We start from the raw sequence: 26646 nt of genomic DNA on the forward strand, positions 1-26646 counted from the left end.
AAGAGGCTATCCCAAATGACAGCCTCTTGAAATCCTGACGCATAGTTTAATCGTCATTCTCTTCTTCGTTCATCGACCGAATCCGTACTTTCTCGACATCTGAGGCTTTCACAAAGGCGAAGCGGTGGTTGAAGAATATTCGGTAGAACTCTTCTTTGCCCTTGACCAGTTTACTGGTCGCATATGGGTCAGTCGTGAATATCGGAGCATCGTAATAATCGCTTTTGTCTTTTTCCACGGCAATATAAGATTGTCCCTGAGAAATGGTGTACTGAAGCGGGATCAACACATTCGGCGTGATATCCGAAGGATATGCCGCTTCTTCTGGATAAGCTGCTCCATAGACCGCAATGGATACGGTGCCGGCTTTCGGCGTGACTAACATTCCCTTGCCTGAAACCGCATTCATTCCTTTCGGGTTATAGAACCAGGCTTTCTGTCCTCCGAACCAGATTGCAGTCCAATCTCCCTGCTTGTCGGCAAGTGCGAAGGTCTGCCCTACGGTAGCTTTGGCGCCTACGCTGAAACCGTCTTTCTTATTTTGTGCGACAAGGGCAGGATCATCAATCAGTTCAGCGTTAAAGTCAGGCTCTTTATATAAATAAACGAAGTTAGACGGCTGAGCAGGCGCATCATTGATATCTGGCTGATTGGTCTTAAAGTCAGGCTTGATTGTCACAATATCTTTGGACCCATGCTTCGAGCGGATCGGTGCTCCAACCAACTCCATGTAGTGCTCCCAATCCCAGAATGGACCGGGATCCTGATGCATAACCTTTTGACGCGCCGGAGTTAGACCCGGTATTTCATTATGACCGATAATGTGGGCCCGATCGAGCGGAATATCGTATTTCTCCGCCAGATAACGAACCAATGCAGCTGAAGAACGGTAAAGTCTTTCTGTGAACCAGGTTGCTCCTTCCATAGCAAAGCCTTCATGCTCCAAGCCTATGGAATGCATATTGAAATACCAGTTGCCTGCATGCCATGCTACATTCTTGTTCTTGACCATTTGCGTAATCTGTCCGTCGGAGGAACGGATAACATAGTGGGCGCTGACGTAAGAGTCCGGATTGGTAAATATATTGAGCGTATCTTGATAGGTTTCTTCGGTATCATGTATGACAATATAACGGATATCAGGACCAAATTTAGGACGGTCGGCAAGATCGTAATTGGAATAGTCCGAAGGATCATCCCCGTTCTGCTGATAGGCTGCAGGAACAAAATTGCAATGGAGATTACGAGGGCACTCGGCGGCTTCAGGCTTCGTTGGGCGAAGATGCATTTTTTTCACGGAATCAGGGTTAGGCTTTATTTCTTTGGATGGCAGACTGAGCTGTTGTCCTTCCGAGGTTTGCCGCGATATTCCCTGCTGAATCGTATCAAATACATTATTGGCAAACTCCATGGCGGTCTCTGACTCTTGAGAACCACTGTATTCGGCAACAGCACCATACCAGTCGGACTCCGACGCAGGAAGTTCACCGAGTGTTTCTTGCGCGTACTTCGCTAATAACGCTGCTCCTCCCCGAATGTTGCTCATAGGATCCCGCTTCAATAATTCCGGATCGACGTTCAATAGCTGGGCCGCCTCCGATAAGGTATGTAGGCTCGGATCATTCAAGAAAGTCGATGTTGTATCCCCGTCGCCGGTTCCCTTATAGTTTTCGTTATTCTGTTGCGTATAGTCGGTCAAATGCATAACACCGTATCCCCCTGAAGTACTGGGCTCACCATGATGATGCTCCCACCTGGAAAGGTTGTAGGAGACGGACATTAAAATGCTCACTGGCACGCCAAACTCATTAGCCGCGGATTCGAAGGCTTCCTGTAATGAACTCGTCTGGTCTTGCTCCGCATAGACAGAAGGCACGGACTTGAAAGAAACAGGAACTCCAGGTATGGACCCGGCAGCCACCAGTAAGGCGACTGCAAGAGCGAACGACAGCTTGTTCCATTGGACTGTTCGAAGCAGTTTCAATATTTTCCCTCCCGAATAATAATGATGATGATAATGATGACTCCGATTGATTTCGCACCTCCATTTTTAATATATTTTTATGAAATTAAAACATGAACAAAATTTAAAAATCGAAATATTATTTCATCGGGCATTTGAATCGGAGTTAGATGTACTCTAGCAGGTGTTAAGGAGTAGTCCTTCGATTGTTGCAGTTTCATAGATGTTTATATAGACTGGTATCAGTTGGATGAACATTCTATCAAAAATGCTTGCAAGGTAAAATGGGAGGAAATAGTTTTGAATCATTTCACGATATTTGCATCCAGGAACGACATTGACGATATTGGAACGAAGATACGAGACGTTTTTGATAAGGGCTTTGACGTTAAGGTTAACGAGAATGAATATTTTATCAAGTCCAAGACGTTGTTTAACAAACACAAAATCACGATCAGAGTCGCAACTGAAGAAACAAGTCCCGAGTATTTCTTGCAAAACATTCCAGGAATGATGGGATTCTATGATCGGATTCCTTTTGAAGACGAGCATCTTAAAGGACTAGTGATGACACAAATATCCGTCTTAAACACGATGGTTGCCATCGAATCGGAGAAGGAAATGAATGACGGGCTGATGCAACTCTTTACGAAGCTGCTATTGGAGATAGGCGGGATCGGCTTTTTGCCCAACGGAATTTTACTTGATCAAGAAGGACAAATTATTGTGTATCCTGACGGCAGTTCAGGTTCAGCTGACTTCAGACCTCATGCTGCTACAAGCAAAGTGCTGGGGCCAGAGATCACATCTGAGGAAGGCGAACAACGAAAAGACAGGAGTATAGCCTATTTACATGAAAGGGGTATTCCGTACATTACTTGGATGCCTCAGCTGCCACCATTAGCAGAATGTCAATTTAAAACACAGGAAGAGATAGCAAAAAGAGCTGTCGCCTTATTAATCGTGATCCAATACGCTTGTGATGTGACTCAATCCGTGGATATCCATGAGTCCAAAAACTTCTTTATAGGCATGCTGCAAAAATATGGCGTTGAAGATGATTTGACTGAATATGAAAGCAGATTTTTGCAGGAGGATGAATTAGATACGCAGGACGCAGTCAATCTTACCTGGCAATATGAGGCGTATTGGACGCTTATTTGGGCATTGGGTCTTGTAGATACACTTGAATTCCCTGACCAGGTATGCGACTGTGATCATGCGATTCAAATCGTTTCCAACTGCGAATCGTTCGAACAGTTCTATCAGACAACGACGATGCGCAGCAGACAAGAAATTTTGGATGAGGCAGATAAAATGTATAGACTTCATTGGGCATGTGTAAATAGCAGGATTAAAGGAGAAGAAGCTCCTGCCGGCATGCAAGAAAGTATCGTGATAGAGCGACGTAGGGGACTGTTCTGGATGATCGGCCATCGGGATGAACAATGGGACGAAATTTCGATGGACACCTAGAATCAAGATCACAACATATCTATTAGGCGGACAATCGAAAGCTAAACGCTAGGATAGCCCTGAAAGACATTTCATTCCACGAAAATGCGGCTTATTTATTTTATGTCCTCAAGTTCTTGTCATTTTTATTCGACAGGATCTTGGGGACATTGCCGTTTTTACCGGAACTTTATTCCCCTCCGCATATAAAGTTTTTGTCGTACAAATTGAACTTTTATAACCTCTAGGGTCTCTTATCTATGAAAAGGGGAGAGAACATGAACGTAAGCCATCTTGTCAGACAAGCCCAAAAGGGCAACAAAGAAGCATTACTACAACTCATCATGGCCGATCAGGACGCTTATTATCGTCTTGCGTATACCTACATGGGAAACGAGCATGATGCGATGGATGCCATGGAAGACATGATTGTTACACTGTATGAAAAGATCGATCAATTGCAAAAGGGCGAAGCATTCTACAGCTGGAGCAAAACCATTCTCGTCAATCGGTGCAGAACATTACTCCGCAAAAAAAGGCGATTTTTTCCACTTGAAGACGAGCAAGATCTATCCCTTGCAGCATTCACTGACGATAATCCATATCGCCATACAGAGTCAGAGCTGGATATGCAGGTGTTGCTATCCCATCTGAATGCACAGCAGCGGGAAGCGATCGAACTTCGATATGTTCATGATCTTCCGTACCAGACGATTGCAGACATGACCGGCGCGCCGCTCGGAACCATCAAATCAAGAATCTCACAAGGCATACTTAAATTGAAAGCCATGATCGGAGGTGATCGTTATGGAGACGATCGAGGAGAAATTACAGGAGTATAAGCAGCAGACGGTGAATCAGATGCATGCGCCGTCAGAACTTGAGGAGAGACTACGGAATGCGCTGCATCGTGTTCCCAAGAAAAAGAGAAGCAAGACGAAAGTGGTGGCTTGGATATCATCAGCAGCTGCAGCGATTATACTCATGGTTGGCGTTTACGAGTATCCTGCCTTAGCTTATTACTTTAACATCAACTTGAATACACTTAGTTTTGCTGAAGTGGTGGAGCAGGGTTACGGACAATCTGTTGACAAAAGCATAACGCTTCAAGACGGCACGGTCGTTACAATTCAAGGTGTCATTGCTGACGATAATGTATTTCGCATGTATTACACCATTGATCGACCTGCAGGCATTGCGTTTACGGACGATGATTTTCGTCGATATGGATTTGAGAACTTGCGAGGGTTCTTGACCAATTCAGATTCGCTAAGAGGCGGCGGCGGACCAGGCAAGACCAAGAGCCAGTTCGTTGGAGATCATGATTTCAAGCCTGTTAGCCCATTTGCACGCACCCTAACTGTTACATTTACGGAGTGGTTGGATAATGGGAAAAAGTTGTCCTATCCCATCACCTTCAACTTTGAAGCGAATAAGGCGATGAAGAGTATCATCAAAGAGGATTTATCCGCATCCATCGCAGTTGATAAAGGGACGATTCATTATGACTATATTACTGCATCCCCAACGTCAACCATCGTGAAAGGGCACTATGAATTAGAAGAGTATCCGAGATTTTCAGGTGAAACCAAGCTGTATGTGAATGGGACAGAAGTAGGCAGGAGTGGAGCAGGGGGACATAATCCTGACTTTCAACTTCAATTCGCCGCATTCCCTACGGATAATATTCATTCCATTGATCTTGTCCTCGAAAATTTCGAAGGGTATCACAAGATCGAAGAACCCATCTCGCTCGCAACACCGTCCGATCGATCAATCAGAGTCGGAGATGAAAAGTTGTGGATTCGCAGCGTGACCAAAACCGATACAGGCTATGATATCGTCATTGCCAGAAATCAGTTTACGTTCTTGGAAAAGGACAATTTATCCATCCAAGCCGGAGGTCACGTCGTTCCGGTATCATCGATCTCTGAAGAACGTCCTTGGGATTTGAAGAATGGCAACATCATGTGGGAGCAGACGTATTCTTTCAACACCACGGACAAGCCAGAATTCCTGCTGGTCGACGGATACCAATATATTAAAACCTACAATAAGAAAATTTCTATTCCAGTAGATAACAAAAAATAAACCATGCTCTAGTACCCGGAAAATAGACACTTTTGAAAAAAGAGTGGCTGTTCTCCGGGTTTTTGTTTTGGTACATCAAAAAAGGAATAACTTACCAGAAGAGTGTGGATTACTCGGTAAAAAGGCTTTATTCTAGTATTAGCATTAAATCATCTGAGAAGGGGCTGAACATGTTGTACGGGGAAGCTGCGTGGAAGTTACATCAGGCCTACTTGATGAGAATAAATAATGCATAAAAAGGGAGAGGAAGCAATGTCACAATCACTCATCTTTGATATGGACGGAACACTATTTCAAACAGATAAAATTTTAGAAATATCGCTCGAGGATGCTTTTAATCATTTAAGGGATCTAAATGAATGGGATTCAGTAACGCCTATTGATAAATACCGTGAAATTATGGGTGTACCTTTACCAAAAGTATGGGAAACTCTGTTACCCAATCATTCCAATGAAGTAAGAGAACAAACTGATGCATATTTTCTAGAAAGACTAATTGATAATATAAGAAGTGGGAAAGGGGCTTTATATCCTAATGTATTGGAAATTTTCAGTCATTTAAAAGAGAATGGTTGTTCAATTTACATAGCAAGTAATGGTTTAACGGAATATTTAAAGGCAATTGTGAGTTATTATCATTTGGACAATTGGGTTACTGAAACCTTTAGTATCCAACAAATTGAATCGTTAAATAAATCAGACTTGGTTCAATTTATTATTGAAAAATATGGTATTACTAATTCGGCAGTAGTAGGAGACCGCCTATCGGATATCAATGCAGCTAAAGATAATGGTTTAGTTGCCATAGGATGTAATTTTGATTTTGCACGAGACGACGAACTTTCTCAGGCTGATATCGTTATAGATGACTTAATTGAGATAAAAACAATCGTATCACAGTTAAATAAATAGGTTTTCAACTAAACGGGACACGACCGTTATATTGAGAGTTTGTAAATCTATAGTCCAAGCAGGTTGGATAAGCGGGTACAAGGAGAATGGACAAGTCAGCTTTAAGCCGGATCAAGTGATTACAAGAGCTGAGATCGCGGTGATGCTGAACCAAACTTTGCATCTAGATTCACAGTCGTCTGGCGAAGCGACAAGCCAATTCAAGGACGCATCGCAAATTCCAAGCTGGGCGCATGCATCGGTGAATTCACTCGTCCAATCGGGCATTATCCAAGGCTACGAGGATCAGAGCTTCCGTACCAATAGCCATGCGACTAGAGCAGAAGCTGCGGTGATGATGAATAAGTTATTGGATGCGTTGAATAAGTAGTACGATGAGGTCATCGACAAATTATTTTTAGACTAGCTTTAATGAATCACATTATCATGGATTTCTACCGTTCACGACGAAGGGCAGCCTACTCGGCAGAGCAGGCTGCTTTTTGTTATGTTGTATCTTATATCGAAGTGAGGAATGCTTTTTTTGGCTAAAAAAGATGTCTATAAACAATAATAACACATTTAATATCAATATTTATTTATTGTAGAACGATAAATATTGTGTTAAAGTCAAATTAAATTTATTAGTAAGTGAGGGGCTTTTTATGAAACGAGGAACAACACTCTTTTTAAAGGCAGCTGTTATTCTTATTGGAATACCAGTTCTTGCTTTGTGCGTATTTTTGGTGCCAGAGATAGCGAATTTTGCAGCAGAATTGTATCCAGATCATACTTATTTTAAATATCTCGTTTTTATCGATTTGTATGCAACGGCGATACCTTTTTACTTTGCTCTGTATCAATCTTTTAAACTTTTGAGCTATATTGACAAGAACAAAGCTTTCTCGGAATTATCCGTAAAGGCTTTAAAGAATATAAAATACTGTGCCATCACAATCAGTACCTTGTACCTGCTAGGTATGCCACTCTACTATCTCATGGGGAAGAGAGTTGACCCTCCAAGTTTCATACCAATCGGATTGGTCATTATTTTCGCCTCTATGGTGATCGCCGTTTTTGCTGCTGTTCTCCAAAGACTTTTAAATGAGGCTATTGATATAAAATCAGAAAATGATTTGACGGTCTGAGGTGAGGAACATGGCGATTATTATCAATATTGATGTGATGTTGGCTAAAAGAAAAATGAGCGTAACAGAACTTTCGGAGAGGGTTGGAATAACAATGGCTAACCTTTCTATATTGAAAAATGGAAAGGCAAAAGCGATTCGATTATCAACTTTAGAGGCGATTTGTAAGGCTTTAGAATGTCAGCCTGGAGATATATTAGAATACAAAAGTGACGAAGACACCACCATTATCGGATAATGTGAGTGGTTAAAAATACATGTGGCGTTTATTAGTTCGATTGGGAAACCATTTGCTAGCTGATGAAAGACCAATTCATTGAAGTAACGGTACACTATATCTTAAGGCCCCCATTAGTTGATAATGGGGGCTTTAAATATATCCTTCAGTTTTGGGTTTTGATTTTCTCTGTCAAAACATTGATGATTCAAATAAGTTCCGAATCTTGGAGGATCCGATTTTCGGAAGTGAGGAATCTGTGAGTTCTCTTGATAAATCTGCCTCGGGAAGGCTACTGCTTTTGTTCGCTTGCGCTCCTTAAAGACTTCAGTTCGCAATCCGTAAAACTCTGCCACAAATTGCTGGATCTTTTGTATTGTGACAACCCGGGGGGAGTAGGAGGGGGTAATATCATTTATAGCTTCTATAGCTAATTAAACGCTAATATCCTGATTATTTAGTGTGGAAAATGCTACAAAGTTGGAAATAAGGATGCTGATTTCGATCGAAATAATATCATCGATATCGTGGATCTGTCGGCCATGGCAAGGAAAATCCTAGAGAAAGGTCGATTCACTGAGGAACAGATCCTTTGGACGACAAACAGGCAATTTTCCAAAAGCAATCATTATAGCACCACTACATTGTACATAGTTTAAGCTAACGGATTGGTAGGATATATCAATAAAAAAAGGGGATTATTGTTAAATAAAGAATATAGAATGAAACATCAAAAAGGAGATGGATTCATGAAAACGGAACTAGTAGTGCAGATCGACGAACCGTGGCAAAAAGAATCAGTGGAAGAAGTTGCGCGCCGCTTCGAGGTATTGAACCCTGGAGTGAAAATAATTGTTAAAGTTGTTCCTAACGGAGAAATCCGTACAACCTTGTACACAGGGGAATCCAATGCCGATCTTGTACAGTTGTTTAACGGAGACATCGTCGATTGCAGTAAGGATGGACTATTGCTTGATCTTCGAGCATGGCTGAGACAGAATCATGAATTAGAAAGTTTGTTTCACCCTTCGATATTCCGCCTGATACAGCCTGACGGACGAGTTGCAGTGCTTCCATTAAGCGCCAGTATGAAAGGCATTTTCTATAATAAGCAATGGTTTGACAAGGCGGGTATTCCTTACCCAGAAGAAGGTTGGACTTGGAATGATTTTATGGAGATAGCGATTAGGCTGCAGCGTGCGAATGTGCACAAAGAAGAATGGTTTGCGGCCCGAATCTCGTTTCACCGTGAGTACATTGGTCTTCTACTGCTCACGGCAGGGACAGATTGGTTGTCGCCCGATAAAAGAAGAGCCTCCGGTTACGCAAACAATGCGCAAGCTGTGCAAGCTGTGCAATGGGCAGTTGATCTTGTCCGCAAACACCAAGTTGCACGGGCGACCCAAGAGTATTTTGCGAACAGCGATTTGATTCGTAACGAAGCCGGGATGATTCTTGATTACTACGTTATGTTGCATGAAATTCAACCACATTTGAAGGAAGATCTCGGTGTCGCGGGATTGCCGCAATTTATTGATGGACATAGGGTGAACGAGCCATGGGTTTGCGGGTTCGGCATTTCTTCCAAAACAGCTAACCCTGAATTAGCCTGGTCTTTCCTTTGTGAATTGATCTGTACCAACAATGAATTGACCCGACTTGTGTCGGAAGGGTCAATTGCTCCGCTTCGCTCCGTATATTCGGAGGTAAGTCATGACAGTGATCCTTTGCGTAATGCCATACTGGCGGAACTCGAGAATAGTGCTCAACTTCCGGTCTCGTCAGGGAACACAGCCCTGTATCAATTGTTGGACGACTATGTGAATCCTGCTTTGGCCCGTATTATGTTCGAAGGTGCCGACGTTAAGGGGACGCTGGATGATTTAGCCGTCGTGCTGGACGGTAAACTTCAAGAACACTTTTCGGCACCTTTGTTAAGCTAAGGGGGAACGATGGTTCAATAAAGACACGAAGGCAGTCGGCCCAAATACGAATCGAGATTATATTGATAGTTTAATATTCATTACATTGTCGAACTCTGACAAGAACATAGCTACTCGACAATCGTTTCTAGAGCTTCTGCGGTAATTCTGGATGCCTCGTTACCTGTACGGTCAGGATAGATCAATAATTTCGCGAATACTCTACATATGGAATTATTTACGAAGCTCCTGAATAAGACGTTAGACGAAATTCATCTAAAGGATAAAAAGTACCATGAAAATTAACTTTAATAAGTATGAAGTAAGATTAGGAAACAAAACTTATATAATACTCACACCTATTTTTGAACTAACAAAGCTATATGTAATAAGTAGAGGTGACAGGTCAGCTATAATACTGGGAAATGATAGCAACTTAGAATACTTATCAAAGCTGCTATTGGTGATGTCTCAAACGAAGAATAGTATCTTGTATATACCGAGTAAACAAAATCAATTAACTGATTATTTACTAGATCGTTGGTCTATTAAAGAAAGTGGAAACGATCTAATCATACTACATCATTCACTCCAATTTAATACGAAAGATTGGAAGGATATTAGATATTTATTATCTAAAGGCAGTGATGAAAAAAAAGAAAATTTGGTCATTAATAATGATATAAATATTGAACGTAATTTAAGTAAGTATTGGTATCGAGAGCATAAGGACTTTTTAGATATTAAAGAAAAATTCGATACTATATTCTTAATTGGAAGCAGAGAAATCTTTTTTAATATCTCGATTGATGCGATTAATGTCAAAGATGAGGGTAAAGACTTATTTGAGCGTTTTCCTGGTTACCATGCACATGAACATATTGATTACTATGCAAGAAGAATATATGATAAGGCATTTAAATATTATGGTTGGTCTCTTTGTTTGGATTTTTATGATTGCGAACTCTGGGGGGGGATGAACTCCGTCTAACACCGTATCTACACTACGGGCTATACCCTTGGTTCGCAAGAAGAGGTAAGCAGAGAAGTGGATTCAGCGAACAACCCTGCAAGGCTAAGTGGCAAAGCCACCCGGCGCATACGAGCCTTAAGCCTTTTGGATTCGTAGATACAAAAACGTTATCTGAAATACGACAAGTGCTTAATTTAATTATAGGAGGCAAGGGCGATGAAGCAACTAAATATAAGTGCAATAATTAGTTCTTTCATATTAAGCCTTTCTATTGTTATTAGTGGCGTGATTATTAGTAATTCTGGAGACAGAGAACTGAACAAAGACGGAACAAGTCAAAAAGAATATAAACCACTAATGACAATCAAAGAAACAGCTGAATACTTAAATATAACTGAACTCCAGGTAAGAACAATTATATCTAGTGAAGAAACCATGTTAAAGACCGCTGGTACATATTCTAGCAAGATGTTTCCCATCTTTAGAATTGGAACCGATATTTATATAAGTACAGATGGATTAAAAGAATGGTTAAAGGAGTCTACAACGCTGAGAATACAATATTAATGAAAGTATTTCGAAGAAGGTCGTACTTCAGATAACAACGTATCTACGCTGTCGCTGTCGCTCCTTGGTCTGCCGAAGATTTTTCGGGAAGCGGAATCAGCAGACAACCCTGTAAGGCTAAGTGGCGAATCCACCCAGTCGCTACGCTCCTTTAAGCCTCTCGGGTTCGTAGATACAAAACGTTAGATGAAATTGCTGTAATGAATTAAATATGAAAACAAAGGGATGTAACCATGAAAAACTCAATAAATAAATATTTATATTATTTGGGATCAGTAATATTAGTATGTTTTGTTGTATATATGATCGCAACTAATTCTTTTCAAAAGACTCAATATACGCTCTTTGTCTATGAGAATCAAGCAAGTAATAGCAAGAAAGTTGATGGATTGGAAGATCCCAATAATAGAATAAGTGGCTACAGTTTCGGAGTTCCAGGTATCGGATTTCCAGATAAGAGAATAGATGTATTAAGCACACCATTTTATGTATTAATAAAACAAAAGAATCAAGAAATTGAATATGTAACTGACAATGTTAAGAAATTAAATGAGTATCTAAAGAAAGAAATAAAATAATTTGTAAGTGGATTTCGAAGAAGTCAGCAACTTCACCTAACACTGTATCTGTATCTACTCTGCGGGCTCTGCCATGGGTTCGTAAGAAGTAGTAAGCAGAGATGTGATTTCAGCGCACAACCCTGCGAGGCTAAGTCCGTCGGACCCGGCGCATACGCACCTTAAGCCTCTCGTGTTCGCAGATATACCAACGTTATAGGAAATCAGCACAAACCAGTAAATCACAAAACAAAAATTACTCTCTGATCTGATAAATAGGGGGATTATTGAATGATTATTCTAATTAGTGGAAATAGCAGTACTGGTAAGACACTTATGTCTCAAAAATTACTTGAGAAATATCAAATTCCCTATTTATCTATTGATCATTTAAAGATGGGGTTGTATAGAGGAGACTCAGCGTGTGGGTTTACACCGCTTGATAGTACGGAACTTATTGGTGAGAAATTGTGGCCGATTATTAAAGGAATTATTATGACTAATATCGAGAATAATCAGAATATTATTATTGAAGGATGCTATATATTGCCTCATTTTATAAAGGACTTTGAAGTAGAATACTCTGAGAAAATCATATCAGTTTTCATTGGCTTCTCACAAAGATATATTGAAGAAAACTTCGCATCAAACATTGTGAAGCATAGGAATGCTATAGAAAATCGGGGCTATTCAGAAGATAGGATAATTACTGATTACATTAATGAACATGATGCTTTTAGAAGGAAATGTCTAGACAGTGATGTCGAATACTTTGAAATTGACAAAAATTATGAAGAAGAGATTATCAAGGTATATGATTTTATAGAGATTCAAAAACACGAGATTGATAGAAAAATAAAAGAAGGCACTGACATCCTATAACAATGTGATCACGCATCGGGGGCCAAGCCCCCTCGGTCCCGGAAGATAATTTGGGTAAGCGATTGCTGGGACACATCCTCACCGACTAACCGCTTCGCGGCCGGTCACTACGTTCGCTTAAGTCGGTGGGACGTCGTGAACACGGATACGTTATTGGAAATCAGTCAAGAAATAGTATTTAGTAACCAATCAGGAAGGGGAAAGGAAAATTTTTAAAATTTATCTAAGTTTAAAGCACTGGTTTTACGGGATGTTTCCTTCCGCTAAGGATCGAATTAGAATTACTAGTTCATTAATGTCTTTACTCCCAGTCATCATCGTGTTAAGTCTAGGTGGGCCATTGGAATATAGAGACTACATTTTAATAACAATATGCATGATATTTATAATGGCGTCAGTGTTAAGTGCTTTATTCGATAGAATAATAGATTATGTATTAAAGAAATTAAAAACTAGAAAGACATTTAAAAAGGTTACGAATGAATTAAATGATTGGAAAAACGATGAAATCAATTAAAGATAGCAAGTGATTTTATAGTGATTCGTTAGTATTTCAAAAGGAGTGACTGACTTCATATAACAACGTACTACGCTGTGTCGCTGACGCTCCTTGGTCTGCTGAGGATTGTTCGTGGAAGCGTAGTCCGTAGACAACCCTGCACTAACTAGCCGCATCGCGGCCAGTCGCTTTGCTCCTTTAAGGTAGTGAGAGTCCGTAGATACAACAACGCTATACGCAATGAACGAATGACAGGGGGCAAAACATGAGGAAAAGAAGTTGGTTTCTGATTTCAGTCCCAACTCTATTTATATTTTCAATCATATTCTTTGTTTATTCAGGATTAAACGGGAATCCAATAACGAAGTATTATTTTAAAAAAGAAGTAGAAAAATATTTGCACTCTGAGTACCCAAACAGTGAATTTACTATAAATTTAATTTGTTATGGATTTAAAGAAATGAATTACTATGGCGATGTTTCTCCTATGAAAAATAAAAATCTGCATTTTAAGGTAGAAGAAAATTATCAAGGCGAGCTATATGATACTTTACAGGAATCTACACAAGAGAATCAGGCAAATCAAAAGTGTAATAATGAGTTAAATAAATACTTCAATAATTCAACATGCAATGCAGATGTATTTGGTTCAAAAATCATAATACAAATTCATACAGAGGACAAAAAAGAAAATATTAAAGTATATGAAAACGAAATAATAAATTTTATACATTCTATATCTGATTTGGATCTTGATCTGTCCGTGCATTTTAATAATGAATGGATTTTTATTGACCAACATTCTTTTAATGATATTTATACAAATAAGAAACTCAGATATGAATGACAAAGAGTATAAACTTGTAGGATCGAAGAAGCGGTCACTGGGTATAAACCATATTCACGCATGGGCATTCGCCCTCGGTCCGGCAGAAGTAAGATGAGGATTCGGGGTACAACTGGCAGCAGCAAGGAAACATATTCAGCCAGACACACCCGCACTACCTAACCGCATTGCGGCCGTCCCTCCGGGACTTATGGTGGTGGGGCGTCGTGAATACATAACGTCTTGTGAAATAACAAGCAAGAAATTAAATTAAATTAAATCGAAAACCCATATGAGGAAATCTATATGTGAGGTGGTTGTATTGAAGATAAAACTATGGATACCCATAGGAATTCTGATGGTGGCAATAATTGCAGGGGCATTTATTTACACCTATCCGCAACATCTTACTTTCACCATGCAAGGAATCATGTATCAATTAGGTGAAGTAAATAAGGATTATGTAAAACCAGTTGCTGTATCTGTAAATGGTAAAATGAAAAAGAGCATACTGGGAGTAAGAACATTTACAGGGGTAATTGATATTGAAGGTGAAGATATACCTGTTCCATCAGAAAATAGGAAATTAGAGCTTAGATTTAGCGAAAAGGGTGAAGCACAACTATTGTATAGGTATATCATTAATGGAAATATTAAACATTTTTCTTACGGTATTATATTTATTAATGACGATTTTAACAAGATTGCTATTATGAAATATCAAGCAACTCCTAATGGTAGGGGTTGGAACGGGGGTGATGGTTATATGATATCAACACCTGCACAAAATAGAGATGAGGCATTGGAAATATCAAATGAATTGTTAGATGATTTTTATACAAGGTTCACGCTAAAATGATTGTTTCATACTAACTAACGGAGAACATTTAATTAACTTTCGGTGAAGTGACCCCACAGAAATGTTTGATGGAGAATTGAAGGTAAGATCAAGGTATTAAGCAAATACACGCAAGGAAACTATAAGGATTTTGTTGAAGGTGATAGAAAAGTACAAACATTTGAAAGTGTCGCGGCCGATCGCTGTCGCTCTCTTAAGGCAGAGGGTTTGTAGATACAACAACGTTATCAGAAATTAATTGCAGGACTATGAGGAGATTAAATGAAAAAAATTATTGCAATCATACTAATGGTTGGATTGATAATAAGTATGTACTTCAACTATCAAATGAAAGAGTACAAAGACAATCAAAAAGTTGATTATACTATTAAACTAAATCATGGACTTCAAATTGGTATAAAAGAATCAATTCAGAATTTAGATTATGTGATAAAAAGCTTAGAGGACAATTCTCCGAAGGAAACCGTCATATACACATTAGGAAATTTGGCAGTATCATTGAAAGTTGGTGAAGAATCATTTGTCTTTCTTGATTCCGATTTCAAGGAAGATAAATTATCATCAACTTATGTAATCTATAGTGTATTTAGAGATATGTATTGGTATATAAAAACAGATATCACAGACGGCATTTTATCGAATAAGGTGTCGCTAGAAAATGAATCGAGAAATCAACTTATTAAGGATATAGAAGTTCTTAAACAAGATTTGGAGTATATTGATAGTCGATTTAATGAGGATATTTTGAAAGAACAAAGTCCTCAGTGGATTGAAAATAAATGGAAAGAGTTAATTGGAGAGATAGTAAGTAGAAATACGAATTTTAAGTTATATGAAAGAATTGGAATGAAATATACAATTTGTGAGTGGTTCGTGGAAGGCAATTAATCTAAAGGAGCAAACTATATGGTCGATATTTCAAAGGTTGCAATAACTGAACCATTAAGGATCATTGTTGGAGCCTCATCACAATCATATCCGGGGTGGATACAGACACAAGAAAATGAGCTAAATTTACTGAATAGAGATGATTGGTATAGGAGCTTCGGAGACAGGAAAATAGATATAATTTTGTGTGAGCACGTATGGGAACATTTAGCTTATGAAGAAGGTATAGAAGCCGCTAGGATTTGTTATGACTTTTTAAATTCCGGAGGATATGTTCGTTGCGCTGTTCCTGATGCATTTTTTCGTAATGAATGGTATCAGAACATAGTTAAGGTTGGGGGACCAGGACCATTAGATCATCCTGCTGCTAGCCATAAGATTGTACATAATTATAAGACTTTACGCAGTTTGTTCGAAGAGGCGGGGTTTGAAGTTAAATTATTGGAGTATTGTGATGAGGAAGGTAAGTTTCATTATAATGATTGGAATCCTGAAGGGGGATACATATACAGATCATTACGATTTGATCATAGAAATAAAGAAGAATTGGGTTTCGTTTCTCTAGTCATAGATGCAGTTAAAAACGTTTTGTAAGTAATCTGCGAGGCTAAGTCTAGCGACCCGGAGCTGAAGCTCCTTAAGCCTCTCGGATTCATGAATACTATAACGTTAGACGAAATCACCTGAAGAAAGAAAGGATGGGAGACAATGAAAAAATTAGAGATTCTAACCGTACCCTCGTTTTGGAAAACCGAAATGAAACAAAAATATTATCAACTTCATGAGGAAAACAGTAAGTTGGTTGTTCTGTTTCCAGGAAAAAACTATTCTTGTGAGAAGCCAAGTTTACATTTCGCTGGAACTTCCGCAATTCAAAGTGGTTTTGACTTATTGGTTCTTGAATATGGTTATCAAGCTGCGAGAACGAATTTGGATATTAATGATCTGCCAAGAGTAATAGAAGATAGCCATGAATCTGTTCGACGAATAATTAAGAAGTATAGTGAAGTCATTTTTATTAGTAAGAGCATAGGCACAATAGTTGCGGGTGAAGTTCATGGAAAACTTGATAATCCAATAAGACATTTATTTTTGACACCAATTAAAGACACAGTACACTATATCAACAAGTATAATGGACTTGTGGTTTATGGGACAAAGGATGAAGTGTTTAATAAAGTGGCAAACCAAATTAACATAGACAAAGTTAGAAGGGTAATAGAAATTCCTAATGCAAATCACTCTCTGGAAACCAACAATGTTGAGGAAAGTATCGAGATTCTAGGTAAACTTGTAAGGATATATATGAATTTTCTAAATAAGTAACGATTGTAGGTATAACAAGGTGACTTCGTCTAACACATATTCACGCTTCGGCATTCGCCCCTCGCGAAATGACCGTAAGTCTGATAAAGATCTAAACTAATAAACCAAAAACAAAAGGTGGTAGCTTATAGTGATTTACCCGAATATTGAAACCGAAAGACTATTCATGAGAGAACTTATTCTAGAAGATGTTGAAGCAGTTTATAAGCATTTTTCATATCCAGAGGTCACGAGGTTTATGGATATTGAAGTATGTAAAGATTTAAGAGAAGCAGAAGAGATTATTTCTTTTCATATAAACGATTCCGGTTGTAGATATGGATTATTTAATAAAGAGAATAATGAGCTTGTCGGGACATGCGGTTTTCATTGCTGGTCAACAGAGGATCAGGAGACAAAAGCTGAAATAGGTTTTGATTTGTCCCCGGATTACTGGGGGAGGGGTCTGATGCAGGAAGCTTTGATGAAGGTTTTACGAGTGGGATTTAACCTTATGAAGTTAGACTATATTGAAGCGTCAACAGAAGTAGATAATATCAAGTCGCAGAAGCTGTTAACAAAGATGGGATTCAATCAAGAGAATGAATTGAAGGACAACCTTGTGTATTTTACATTGAGAGATAAATAAACAGTTTGTAAGTAATTCAAGAAGACGGTAACTATGCAAAACAATATATTCACGCTGTGGGGATTTCGACCCTTGGTTCGCCATATGAGGGTGGAGCCAAGGGAATAAATAATTTTGAGGAGCATATCAATGATTGATATTCCAAGCATAATTCCACATCGATATCCATTCTTAATGATTGATCGGATTATTGAGATAGAGCAAGGTAAGTGGGCTAAGGGATATAAGAATGTGACATGTAACGAATGGTTTATTACTGAAACAAGTCACAGTATGCCAAGTATGATGATTGTGGAGGCGTTGGCGCAATTAGGAGCATTCACAACATCAAGTAAAGAGAATAGTCTGGGCTTTCTTTCATCTTTAAATGGTCTTGAAATTATAGGAAATGCTTATCCAGGCGATAGAATTGAATTATATTATGAAGTTATAAAGAATAGAAGAGGTTTTGTACTGGGCAAAGGAGAGGCCACTGTTGGAAACCGAGTAATTATTAGAGCAGAAGAGATTATGATATATATACAAGGCTCCTCATGATTCGTTGATTCACAACAAGTAATAAAAGAGGGCAATAACACGGTAACACCGTATCTACGCCGCGTCTCGTTCGCTCCTTTAAGGCAGTGAGGGTTCGTAGATACGAAGACGTTATCAGGAATCTTTCCAATATTAATAGATTAAGATGGTGATAGCATGGATGAACAGTTTTTTAGAGCCAAGGAGTTATTTACTTTATATCATGGAAGTACATTTCATATGTTTCGTGAAGGTAAATTAGAAGAATATAAGAGCTTTCTAAATTGCAGTTAAGGATGTATTAACGATTCCTATTGGATCATTCATTCTTGCTCTTTTAACTTACATTAATAATAACAACAAGAGAAAGTAGAAAACCCACCCTTAGAATGGAAGTCGAAGGTGGGTTTGTTCCGTACTGACCAAGGAGGAATACCCATCCAAGCCATTTGTATGGACCAAGTGCTTAAGGTGCTGAGACGTCGTGAACACGCAAACGTTAGAAGGCCCGTTGAGGGCCCCCTTTTGTCGATAAGGTAAGTTATTAGCATTAATTATGTTTTATTACACTAAATCTTTGATTGTACAGTACCAATGTACTGCTATTTTTGATTTTTACAGTTTCGTATACGCATCCTTATGTGCAATGGTAGGCATATAAGATGCGAAAGGAGGCATAGCGTTATCAGACATGGCACTGTTTCATATTTGACTGACAACCATGAAAATGGAAACGCTTTAGATTCCCGTATTCGCATCAACTCATTTGGGAGGTGATAAGTCGCTTTTGAATGCGTTGATCGCAGCGGTGAGAAGACGGACAAGAATCATGACGGGAAAGTTGACATGATAGACCTTGCAATTGTGGCCAAAGCGCGATAGGAGGATATGTATGAACTTATTAAGAAGAATTGCTAGTCCAATATTAGCATTTACTCTGGTATATAGTCCACTTTCAGATATGGGGTCCATATCCAAAGTACATGCTCTGGAAGCTACTTCCAAGGCATTCTATATAGCCAAAAACGGCAATGACGCAAATAGCGGTACAATGGATGCACCTTTTGCAACGTTGGAAAAAGCAAGAGATGCGATCCGCGAGTTAAAGAGTACTTCCGGATTACCAGATGGGGGAGTTACCGTTTATCTCAAAGAAGGTGTATATAACCGTACAGCATCATTTGCGTTAACAGACCAGGATTCGGGCACATCAAATTCTCCAATAACCTATAGGGCATATGGAAATGATAAGGTTTCTATCATGGGCGGATACAGCATAGATACATCAGCTTTTTCACCTGTAACAGACCAAGCCATTTTGAACAGGCTTCCGCAAGAAGCTAAAGATAAAGTCAAACAGATTGATTTAAAAGCACAGGGCATTACGGAATATGGTCAAATATCAAAGGCTGGATACGGTTGGCCTAAAGCTGCACCAGCGCCTGAACTCTTTGTAAATGGAAAGTCCATGACATTAGCGCGTTATCCGAATACAGGCTTTTTAACGACAGGAACGGTAGTTCAGCAAGGATTTATTCCACGTGATCATATGTCGGATATGCCGGCAGGAAATCCGAGCCATCCTGACTATGTCCCACCGGATCAATGGATCAGCAAGCCAGGGCCGATCTTTAAATACAGCGATTCTCATGTCGACAACTGGGCACAGGAAAGCGATCCATGGCTCTTTGGTTACTGGAGATGGGACTGGGCAGATGATAATTTACATATTAAATCGATTGACACGGTCAATAAAACAATTGAGGCATCCCATCCAAGCATGTATGGTGCCATTAGCGGACAGCGTTATTTTGCCTATAATTTGTTAAGTGAAATAGACATACCAGGTGAATGGTATCTGGATCGAACCAGCGGTATTCTCTATCTATATCCGGAAAAGGACGTAAACGATAGTGAAATGCAGCTTTCCGTTCTTGATACGCCGTTAGTGGATATGAAAAAGACTGATTTTACAAACTTCATGAATATTACGTTTGAGGTTTCCCGCGGACACGGCATAAAGATGGTTGATAGTTCCAATAATCGTATCGTGCATTGTACTTTTAGACGTCTTGGGCAAAAGGCGATCATGATTGGGGATGAGGGGGCTTTAGCTGATGACCCGGGCAATGTTAAATTTAACAGTGGCTTCACAGGAGGAAGCAATAACGGGGTTATAAGCTGTGACATTTACGATACAGGGCAGGGCGGTATATACATGTTGGGTGGCAACAGATCAACACTTACGCCTGGAGGTCACTATGCGGAAAATAACCATATTTATCGATATGCTCGTATCCTAAGAACATATACGCCGGCTATTTCCTTAAATGGTGTAGGCAACAGGGCAACCAATAATCTGATCCATGACGCGCCCCATATGGCGATTCAATTTAAAGGAAATGACCATGTTATTGAATTCAATGAAATCTATGATGTATGTCAGGAAACCAGTGATGCCGGAGTAATCTACTCATTACGTGATTGGACCTACCGCGGCAATATGATTAAAAACAATTATATCCATGATATAACAAATCTTGGAGGGCTTGGTTCGTATGCTGTTTATCTTGACGATTTATTGAGCAGTGCAGAAATAACAGGAAATGTATTTTACAACGTTTCCAATAGCGCATTTTTGCTAGGCGGTGGCCGTGACAATACGGTTAAATACAATATTATGATTGACAGCGGCAAATTTATGAGCCTGGATAACCGTGGAGAAGGCTGGGCTGCTTACCATGCTGAAGCACCAAATGGAACAGCCTATAAAAATTTAATGAGTGTTCCCTATAAGCAGGAACCGTGGGCGAGTAGATATCCGCAACTTGTAAATCTATGGGAAGATAGTCCTAAGATTCCTAAGGGGAATGTTGTAAAGGATAATGTGCTCTATAACACGGCAGAGGGGAGTATTGCAGACAGCGCAAAAACATATGGCACGATCGGAAATAATTTAAAGGTGACAGCGAATGAAGATGCTGGGTTTGTAGATAAGGCAAACCGAAATTTTAAGCTGAAAGATAGTTCCATCATTTATCAGCAAATTCCTGACTTCCCCAAAATTCCGTTCGATAAGATGGGGCTCAAGCTAGATGAATACCGTACAAGTATCGATGCGAATATTGGGGATTTCCATTTGACTACCCCTGCCAACCATTCAACTAATCTTGACCCCATGAATGTTGTCTTCGAGTGGCAGAAGGCTGATGGTGGAGAGGGTTATGAACTGATTGTCGCAGAAGACGAAGCATTTACCAAAATAATAAGTGATGTAAAATTGAATGGAACTCGCAAGGCAATCGATGGGCTAGAGGCAAATAAAACGTATTATTGGAAAGTAAAAGCATATATACTTGCGAGTTCTATTACCGGAGGCAAGTGGAGTTCTGAGGTATATACATTTACGACAGGAACATCCAGTACTTTTACAGAAGACTTCGAGAATGGATTTGCAGGATGGACAGCAGAGAAAGGAACACCTAGTACAAGTAGTGCACAAGCACATAGCGGGACAAAGAGCTATGTAAAAGATGAAAATGTTGATGCTATTTCCAAAACATTTTCTAACTACTACAATGGTTTCGTTACCGTCTGGTATTATGACAACATGTCTGGCGCTACGAAGCAACTGGTGAATGTTGAAGGCGGAAAGTGGATCGCTCTAGGTGTCGATACAACGAAAACGGCAAGCAGCGGCGGAGCAAAGTATCAGATCCGAATAGACAGTGATTTTACTTCTTCGGGTGTCAACAGAACAAAGGGTTGGCATAAGTTTACCTGGGATTATACATCCGGGAACCATGTTGATTTGTCTATTGACGACCAGAAAGTCGCAACAGCAGATTCCAAATCATTTAATAAAATTGCCATGGGAGACTTCTGGGGAGCGGCTGGAATTGGGTATTTTGACGATATTAAAATAGAGAATTTAAAAGTAGCCGTGAAGGGTGTAGTGTTAAGCAAGCCAAGTATGGAATTGGAAGCAGGAGGCACGGAAGCGATAACAGCAACAGTAACGCCTACTGCTGCAGCGAACAAAAATGTGACGTGGAAGTCTAGCAACGATGCCATCGTATCCGTAGATCAGAATGGCGTTGTGACAGCCCATGCGGAAGGAACAGCTACCATTACGGTAACGACGGCTGACGGGGGATACACGGCAGACTGCACGGTTACCGTGAAAAAATCGATGCCGAGAGTGGCATTAACCAGTTCTAAGACGGTGAACTCCGGCCAAACATTGGATGTCACGATGGGATTGAGCGGCGTTACCCAAAATGTATACCAGCAAATGTATGGTCAAGATTTGACGCTTAACTATAATCCGGTGAATTTGCATCTCGATTCCATAACCTCGGTTAGAGACGGGTTTCAAGTCATCGATCACAAGGAGTCGGTGCCAGGACAAATCCGGATTGTGGCTGCCAGCGTGGGTACGAACGTGTCGGCTCAAGGCGATTTGTTGTTAATGAGGTTTAAGGCAAAGTCTGTAACCCAGGCAACCTATACGACAATTTCAATAGACCGTGCAGTGATTGCTAATGGACAGGGGGATGAACTGCAGGTCAGTGGAGCATCCCATGAGGTACAAATACAGATATCTAATATACCAGTAGATAAGTCGCTATTGAATGCGTTGATCGCAAGCGCTCAGGCGAAATATGCTGCAGCAGTGGAAGGTAGCGAGGACGGTCAGTATATAACAGGATCCAAAGCGCTATTGCAGTCGGCAATCGATACGGCTCGCGTGACAGCAAACGACCCGAATGCCACTCAGCAGCAGGTAGATCGTGCGAAAGAAGCGTTGGAAGCAGCCATTCACGTGTTTGACACCAAGCGGATAACCGCAGATATCAATGGTGATGGAATTATCTCGATTGGTGACTTGGCTATCGTTGCAGGGGCCTATGGCAAACAACAAGGCCAGGCGGGTTGGAATGAGAAAACGGACGTGAATCATGACGGAAAAGTTGACATTGTAGACCTAGCAATCGTGGCCAAGGCGATCTTGAAATAGAATAGTTTTGCAAAATGCTTGCAGGGAAGGAAGAAGGGGAGAATCATTCTCCCCTTTTTTATTTTTACAGGCATTTTGTCGTGTCCATTACTTTTTCCTTGAAAAATAGTACGAGTCAGCATAATGTAATCAATAAAGATATTAATATGCTAAAATTTAGAAATGGGGTTGTAGTTCATGATGATTGATGCACATCAGCACTACTGGAGACTAGATCGGGGAGATTATGGCTGGTTGACACCATCTTCTGGGTCCGTACTATATCAGGACTATATGCCGGGCCTATTAAAAGATGAATTACACAATAACGGGTTTCAGGGGACCATTGTTGTACAAGCGGCGCCGACGATGGAAGAGACGACATTTCTTCTTCAATTGTGTGATAAAGAAGATACCTTGATGGGTGTCGTGGGCTGGCTTGATATCAACGCTTCAGATTTTGAACAGCACTATCTTCGTTTTCGATGCCATCCTCGTTTTGTAGGAATTCGTCCAACTTTCCCGGATATTTCGGATGGAGAGTGGGGGCATCACAAGCAGCTTATACATAATTTATCCATACTTGCTGAGGACGATTGTCCTGTTGATTTGTTGGTTCGTCCACCTGGTTTGGCAAAAATGGCAAAGCTACTCTCGTATGTGCCTAACCTGCCTGCAGTTGTCGATCACCTGGGCAAGCCGGATTTGTCAGGGAAAAGTGATCAACTATGGGCGGACGGATTACGCGCCATTGCGAAATTTGAACGTACCTCCTGTAAGGTGTCTGGATTGGCTACAGAAGGGGAGTTTGGTACTCGCAGGTCAGCCCAAGTGATACAGCCTTATATTCAGCATGCCATTCAGGTGTTCGGTTCTTCAAGGCTGATGTTTGGCAGCGACTGGCCGATTTGTCTGCAAGCAGGCCGTTTTACGGAGATGAGGTCTATGATTGAGGAGGCGTTGTCCCTTTATTTATCCACTGAAGAGATCGATCATGTATTTGGCCATAATGCCGTTAGGATATACGGTTTACAATAGGAGGGAACCATGAAGATTCTTCCGAAGTATAGATCAAGAAAATATCTTTTCCGATTGCTCCTCTCCATTTCGATCGTTACGGTAATTTTTCTGACGATCAGTTCTTCACTCCTGTACTACATATCCGAGAATAAGATGCTCCAAATGCAGCAGCAAGCAGATTTGAAAGTGCTTTCACAAATTAAATATAATATCGATAACTTGAATGAAACGGTCAAAAATATAACAGTTTCCACTTCTATGGATTCGGATGTTGTCTATTTATTGAATACGTCCGTGATGGATAAAGGTGAACTCGCACAAAAGCTGAACAGACTGGAAAAAATGGTCTCAGGGTCTATGTTCCTGCAAAGCGTTACGATTTATAACGCCAATACGGGATGCTACTATTCAACCCAGAGCAGCATAAATTGCGCGGACGATGGCATGAACGGTTCACTGTCCAAGTATATAAAGTCGCATAAAGATATCCCAAGGCTGAAGTTCATCCCTATTTCGGGCGTACAAGAAAAGTCACCGGTGTTCTCGATGTTTATCTATGACGAAGTAACTGACAGCAAGCTGATTGTAACATTAAAGCCGTCCTGGCTTTTTGATAATATCAGTAACTTGAATCATGTGGACAGTGAACAGCAGGGTACGATTTTTGTTACAGACAAGTCTGGTACGCCGCTTCTAGAAACTACGATGAGTACTCAGGTTCCTTTGGATGAATACCGAGAGGTGATTCGAAATCGTGCCGAGGCCGGTGTCGATCAGGATTATCTCGTCTACGAGAGCGACAGCAACAAGTTTATACTTAGCTTCATGTCATCGAGTCAGAGTGACTGGATCATCGCGAGCGTACAGCCTTATCAAGTTGTTCTCGGGAAGCTACACGAGATGCGCAAGATTTCCTTGATCATTATCAGCGTGGTTCTCGTGTTGTCCATAGCGGTTTCCTTTATTATTGCCTATCGACTCTATCGTCCGATTGAAAATATGCTGCATCAGATGTTAGGGAAGCGGCCCAGCAGTGGAGCGGAAAAACGTTCGGATCTCGATGAGCTTAAGCTTATTACCAACGAATATCAAGACGCGATGCACAAGTTAGTCAACCTGGAAAAGGAAGAATATTCCCAGCGGGATCAACTCAAAACCTTTGCATTACGCAGACTCATCTCCGACGCCAGCCTGTTAACGCCACAGGAGATCCAGCAGATTCAGTGGGATATCGATCTTCATCAAAAGCTGCGCCTATGCGTGCTTCTCATTGATGATCTGGAGGAATTCGAAAGGCAATCCAGCGATTCCGATAAACGTCTCTATAAATTTGCGATTGCCAATATTACGAAGGAAATATTAGCAAGAGATTTGCACTGTGAAATTGTACCGATGCAAAACGATCATTTCGTGCTGCTGGTTGGGGAAGCCCAGGAAGGTTCCAGCATGCGGTTAGAGAACCTGAAAGGAATCTTACAAGAGCTGCAGCAAACGATCATTGCCTATTATCGAATTTCGCTATCCATTGCAATCGGAGATGAAACGCAGGAATACAGCCAGCTTTCTCGCCAATATGGTCAGGTTCTGGAGAATGCATCCTACCGCATCGTTCATGGGAAGTCTTGTATTATTACATCTGATATTGTTGTACGGAATAAAGATAATAATGGCCCCTTTCAGTTCCCAACAGAGGCGGAGAAAAAAATATTGGAATCCATCAAGTCTGGTCAAAGCACGAAATTCCGTGAACAGCTCGAAGGTTTGTTTCATCAATTAGAAAGCTTACATTATAACAACATCATCTATTCCGTGTTTCATCTGCTCGCCATACTGAATCAAGCAGTGGGGGAAATGAACACCCACTCCGTTAGACAGGTGAATCTCGATTTCAAATATCAATACCAGCAGCTACTCAAACAAGAATCACTACAGGCCATGTTCAACATGTTCTCGAATATTTTTGAAGAAATTCATGGGCAGCGCTCACAGGACTTCAAAACGCAATCCAATCGGATTTTGATTGATACGATCAAGGAAATCATTGAGGAGCAGTATGAAGATGCCAATCTAAGCCTGTCGAGTATAGCGAGCACCATGAAATTATCATCCGCCCATGTCAGCAAGCAATTCAGGCAGCAGGAATCGATGTCGATCAGTGAATACATCAATGAGGTCCGTCTGCGAAATGCGCTCGCTCTTCTTGAGAATAATGACTACAGTATCTCACGTATAATGGACATGGTGGGCTACAGTAACGAGAGTTACTTTTTCAAGCTCTTCAAGAAGAAGTTTGGCACAACGCCCAAAGAATATCGTTTTAAAAAAGTCCTTGATGAATAATTCACATGGTCAGCCGCTCCGCAGACCGTTTCAAAGTTTACACGCTGAAACGATGCTGCTGGGGCGGTTTTTGTGTTAT

Annotated in this window: 24 protein-coding genes and 1 pseudogene; 23 read left to right on the plus strand and 2 right to left on the minus strand. The window is 40.4% G+C overall.

Going from position 1 to position 26646, the window contains the following annotated elements; translation table 11 throughout:
- Window positions 1–46 precede the first annotated feature (46 nt).
- The gene (locus AC3WU2_RS05340; RefSeq protein WP_492451948.1) at window positions 47–1984 is read right to left on the minus strand and encodes an N-acetylmuramoyl-L-alanine amidase; all 1938 of its coding nucleotides are present in this window, start codon (window positions 1982–1984) and stop codon (window positions 47–49) included.
- Window positions 1985–2263: 279 nt separating this feature from the next.
- Here AC3WU2_RS05340 and AC3WU2_RS05345 point away from each other — a divergent pair, with 279 nt between their 5' ends.
- From AC3WU2_RS05345 to AC3WU2_RS05375, 7 genes are all read left to right on the plus strand, one after another.
- Window positions 2264–3439, plus strand: a complete 1176-nt coding sequence (locus AC3WU2_RS05345; RefSeq protein ID WP_492451950.1) for a DUF4272 domain-containing protein — start codon at window positions 2264–2266, stop codon at window positions 3437–3439.
- Between the two features lie 257 nt (window positions 3440–3696).
- Window positions 3697–4260: a sigma-70 family RNA polymerase sigma factor gene (locus AC3WU2_RS05350; RefSeq protein ID WP_492451952.1), complete on the plus strand. Its 564-nt coding sequence runs from the start codon at window positions 3697–3699 to the stop codon at window positions 4258–4260.
- The gene (locus AC3WU2_RS05355) at window positions 4226–5509 is read left to right on the plus strand and encodes a DUF4179 domain-containing protein (RefSeq protein WP_492451954.1); all 1284 of its coding nucleotides are present in this window, start codon (window positions 4226–4228) and stop codon (window positions 5507–5509) included. Before AC3WU2_RS05350 ends, AC3WU2_RS05355 begins: the two co-directional genes overlap by 35 nt.
- A 252-nt stretch (window positions 5510–5761) precedes the next feature.
- Window positions 5762–6421, plus strand: a complete 660-nt coding sequence (locus AC3WU2_RS05360; protein ID WP_492451956.1) for an HAD family hydrolase — start codon at window positions 5762–5764, stop codon at window positions 6419–6421.
- Between the two features lie 31 nt (window positions 6422–6452).
- Window positions 6453–6791 (plus strand): S-layer homology domain-containing protein, encoded by a 339-nt coding sequence (locus tag AC3WU2_RS05365; RefSeq protein ID WP_492451958.1) that lies wholly within the window; start codon window positions 6453–6455, stop codon window positions 6789–6791.
- A 274-nt stretch (window positions 6792–7065) separates the two neighbouring features.
- On the plus strand, window positions 7066–7548 hold the full coding sequence (locus tag AC3WU2_RS05370; RefSeq protein WP_492451960.1) for a DUF2975 domain-containing protein: 483 nt from the start codon (window positions 7066–7068) through the stop codon (window positions 7546–7548).
- A gap of 10 nt (window positions 7549–7558) precedes the next feature.
- Window positions 7559–7786, plus strand: a complete 228-nt coding sequence (locus AC3WU2_RS05375) for a helix-turn-helix domain-containing protein (protein WP_492451962.1) — start codon at window positions 7559–7561, stop codon at window positions 7784–7786.
- A gap of 207 nt (window positions 7787–7993) precedes the next feature.
- On the opposite strand, the pseudogene AC3WU2_RS05380 reads toward AC3WU2_RS05375, so the two are convergent.
- Window positions 7994–8241 (minus strand): annotated as a pseudogene (locus AC3WU2_RS05380) (helix-turn-helix domain-containing protein); the annotation flags it as partial.
- A 273-nt stretch (window positions 8242–8514) separates the two neighbouring features.
- Between AC3WU2_RS05380 and AC3WU2_RS05385 the strand changes: the two are divergent.
- The 16 genes from AC3WU2_RS05385 to AC3WU2_RS05460 all read left to right on the plus strand — a co-directional run bounded on the left by AC3WU2_RS05385 (window position 8515) and on the right by AC3WU2_RS05460 (window position 26567).
- Window positions 8515–9708: an ABC transporter substrate-binding protein gene (locus tag AC3WU2_RS05385; protein WP_492451964.1), complete on the plus strand. Its 1194-nt coding sequence runs from the start codon at window positions 8515–8517 to the stop codon at window positions 9706–9708.
- Window positions 9709–9982: 274 nt separating this feature from the next.
- Complete coding sequence (locus AC3WU2_RS05390; protein WP_492451966.1) at window positions 9983–10678, plus strand: hypothetical protein; 696 nt, start codon at window positions 9983–9985, stop codon at window positions 10676–10678.
- Between the two features lie 198 nt (window positions 10679–10876).
- Window positions 10877–11227, plus strand: a complete 351-nt coding sequence (locus AC3WU2_RS05395) for a DNA-binding protein (RefSeq protein ID WP_492451968.1) — start codon at window positions 10877–10879, stop codon at window positions 11225–11227.
- 233 nt (window positions 11228–11460) lie between these two features.
- Window positions 11461–11805, plus strand: a complete 345-nt coding sequence (locus tag AC3WU2_RS05400) for a hypothetical protein (RefSeq protein ID WP_492451970.1) — start codon at window positions 11461–11463, stop codon at window positions 11803–11805.
- Between the two features lie 270 nt (window positions 11806–12075).
- Entirely contained in the window at window positions 12076–12666 is a 591-nt protein-coding gene (locus tag AC3WU2_RS05405; protein WP_492451972.1) for a P-loop nucleotide/nucleoside kinase family protein, read from the plus strand.
- Window positions 12667–13430: 764 nt separating this feature from the next.
- The gene (locus tag AC3WU2_RS05410) at window positions 13431–14012 is read left to right on the plus strand and encodes a YfjL-like protein (protein WP_492451973.1); all 582 of its coding nucleotides are present in this window, start codon (window positions 13431–13433) and stop codon (window positions 14010–14012) included.
- Window positions 14013–14313: 301 nt separating this feature from the next.
- Window positions 14314–14850, plus strand: coding sequence for a hypothetical protein (locus AC3WU2_RS05415; protein ID WP_492451975.1), 537 nt, complete (start codon window positions 14314–14316; stop codon window positions 14848–14850).
- A gap of 261 nt (window positions 14851–15111) precedes the next feature.
- Entirely contained in the window at window positions 15112–15738 is a 627-nt protein-coding gene (locus AC3WU2_RS05420) for an oxidoreductase (protein ID WP_492451977.1), read from the plus strand.
- A gap of 18 nt (window positions 15739–15756) precedes the next feature.
- Window positions 15757–16332 carry a class I SAM-dependent methyltransferase gene (locus AC3WU2_RS05425; protein WP_492451979.1) on the plus strand — a complete coding sequence of 192 codons (576 nt, stop codon included), beginning with the start codon at window positions 15757–15759 and terminating at the stop codon, window positions 16330–16332.
- Between the two features lie 114 nt (window positions 16333–16446).
- A complete protein-coding gene (locus AC3WU2_RS05430; RefSeq protein ID WP_492451981.1) occupies window positions 16447–17064 on the plus strand; it encodes an alpha/beta hydrolase in 618 nt (205 codons plus the stop codon).
- Between the two features lie 130 nt (window positions 17065–17194).
- The gene (locus AC3WU2_RS05435) at window positions 17195–17692 is read left to right on the plus strand and encodes a GNAT family N-acetyltransferase (RefSeq protein WP_492451983.1); all 498 of its coding nucleotides are present in this window, start codon (window positions 17195–17197) and stop codon (window positions 17690–17692) included.
- 129 nt (window positions 17693–17821) lie between these two features.
- Window positions 17822–18229: an ApeP family dehydratase gene (locus AC3WU2_RS05440; protein WP_492451985.1), complete on the plus strand. Its 408-nt coding sequence runs from the start codon at window positions 17822–17824 to the stop codon at window positions 18227–18229.
- 304 nt (window positions 18230–18533) lie between these two features.
- Window positions 18534–18581 (plus strand): hypothetical protein, encoded by a 48-nt coding sequence (locus tag AC3WU2_RS05445; RefSeq protein ID WP_492452201.1) that lies wholly within the window; start codon window positions 18534–18536, stop codon window positions 18579–18581.
- A gap of 519 nt (window positions 18582–19100) precedes the next feature.
- Window positions 19101–23228, plus strand: a complete 4128-nt coding sequence (locus AC3WU2_RS05450; protein ID WP_492451987.1) for an Ig-like domain-containing protein — start codon at window positions 19101–19103, stop codon at window positions 23226–23228.
- A gap of 177 nt (window positions 23229–23405) precedes the next feature.
- Window positions 23406–24245, plus strand: coding sequence for an amidohydrolase family protein (locus tag AC3WU2_RS05455; protein WP_492451989.1), 840 nt, complete (start codon window positions 23406–23408; stop codon window positions 24243–24245).
- Between the two features lie 9 nt (window positions 24246–24254).
- The gene (locus AC3WU2_RS05460) at window positions 24255–26567 is read left to right on the plus strand and encodes a helix-turn-helix domain-containing protein (protein ID WP_492451991.1); all 2313 of its coding nucleotides are present in this window, start codon (window positions 24255–24257) and stop codon (window positions 26565–26567) included.
- Window positions 26568–26646: the final 79 nt, after the last annotated feature.

The organism is Paenibacillus sp. EB106-05-06-XG162, from assembly GCF_058791655.1.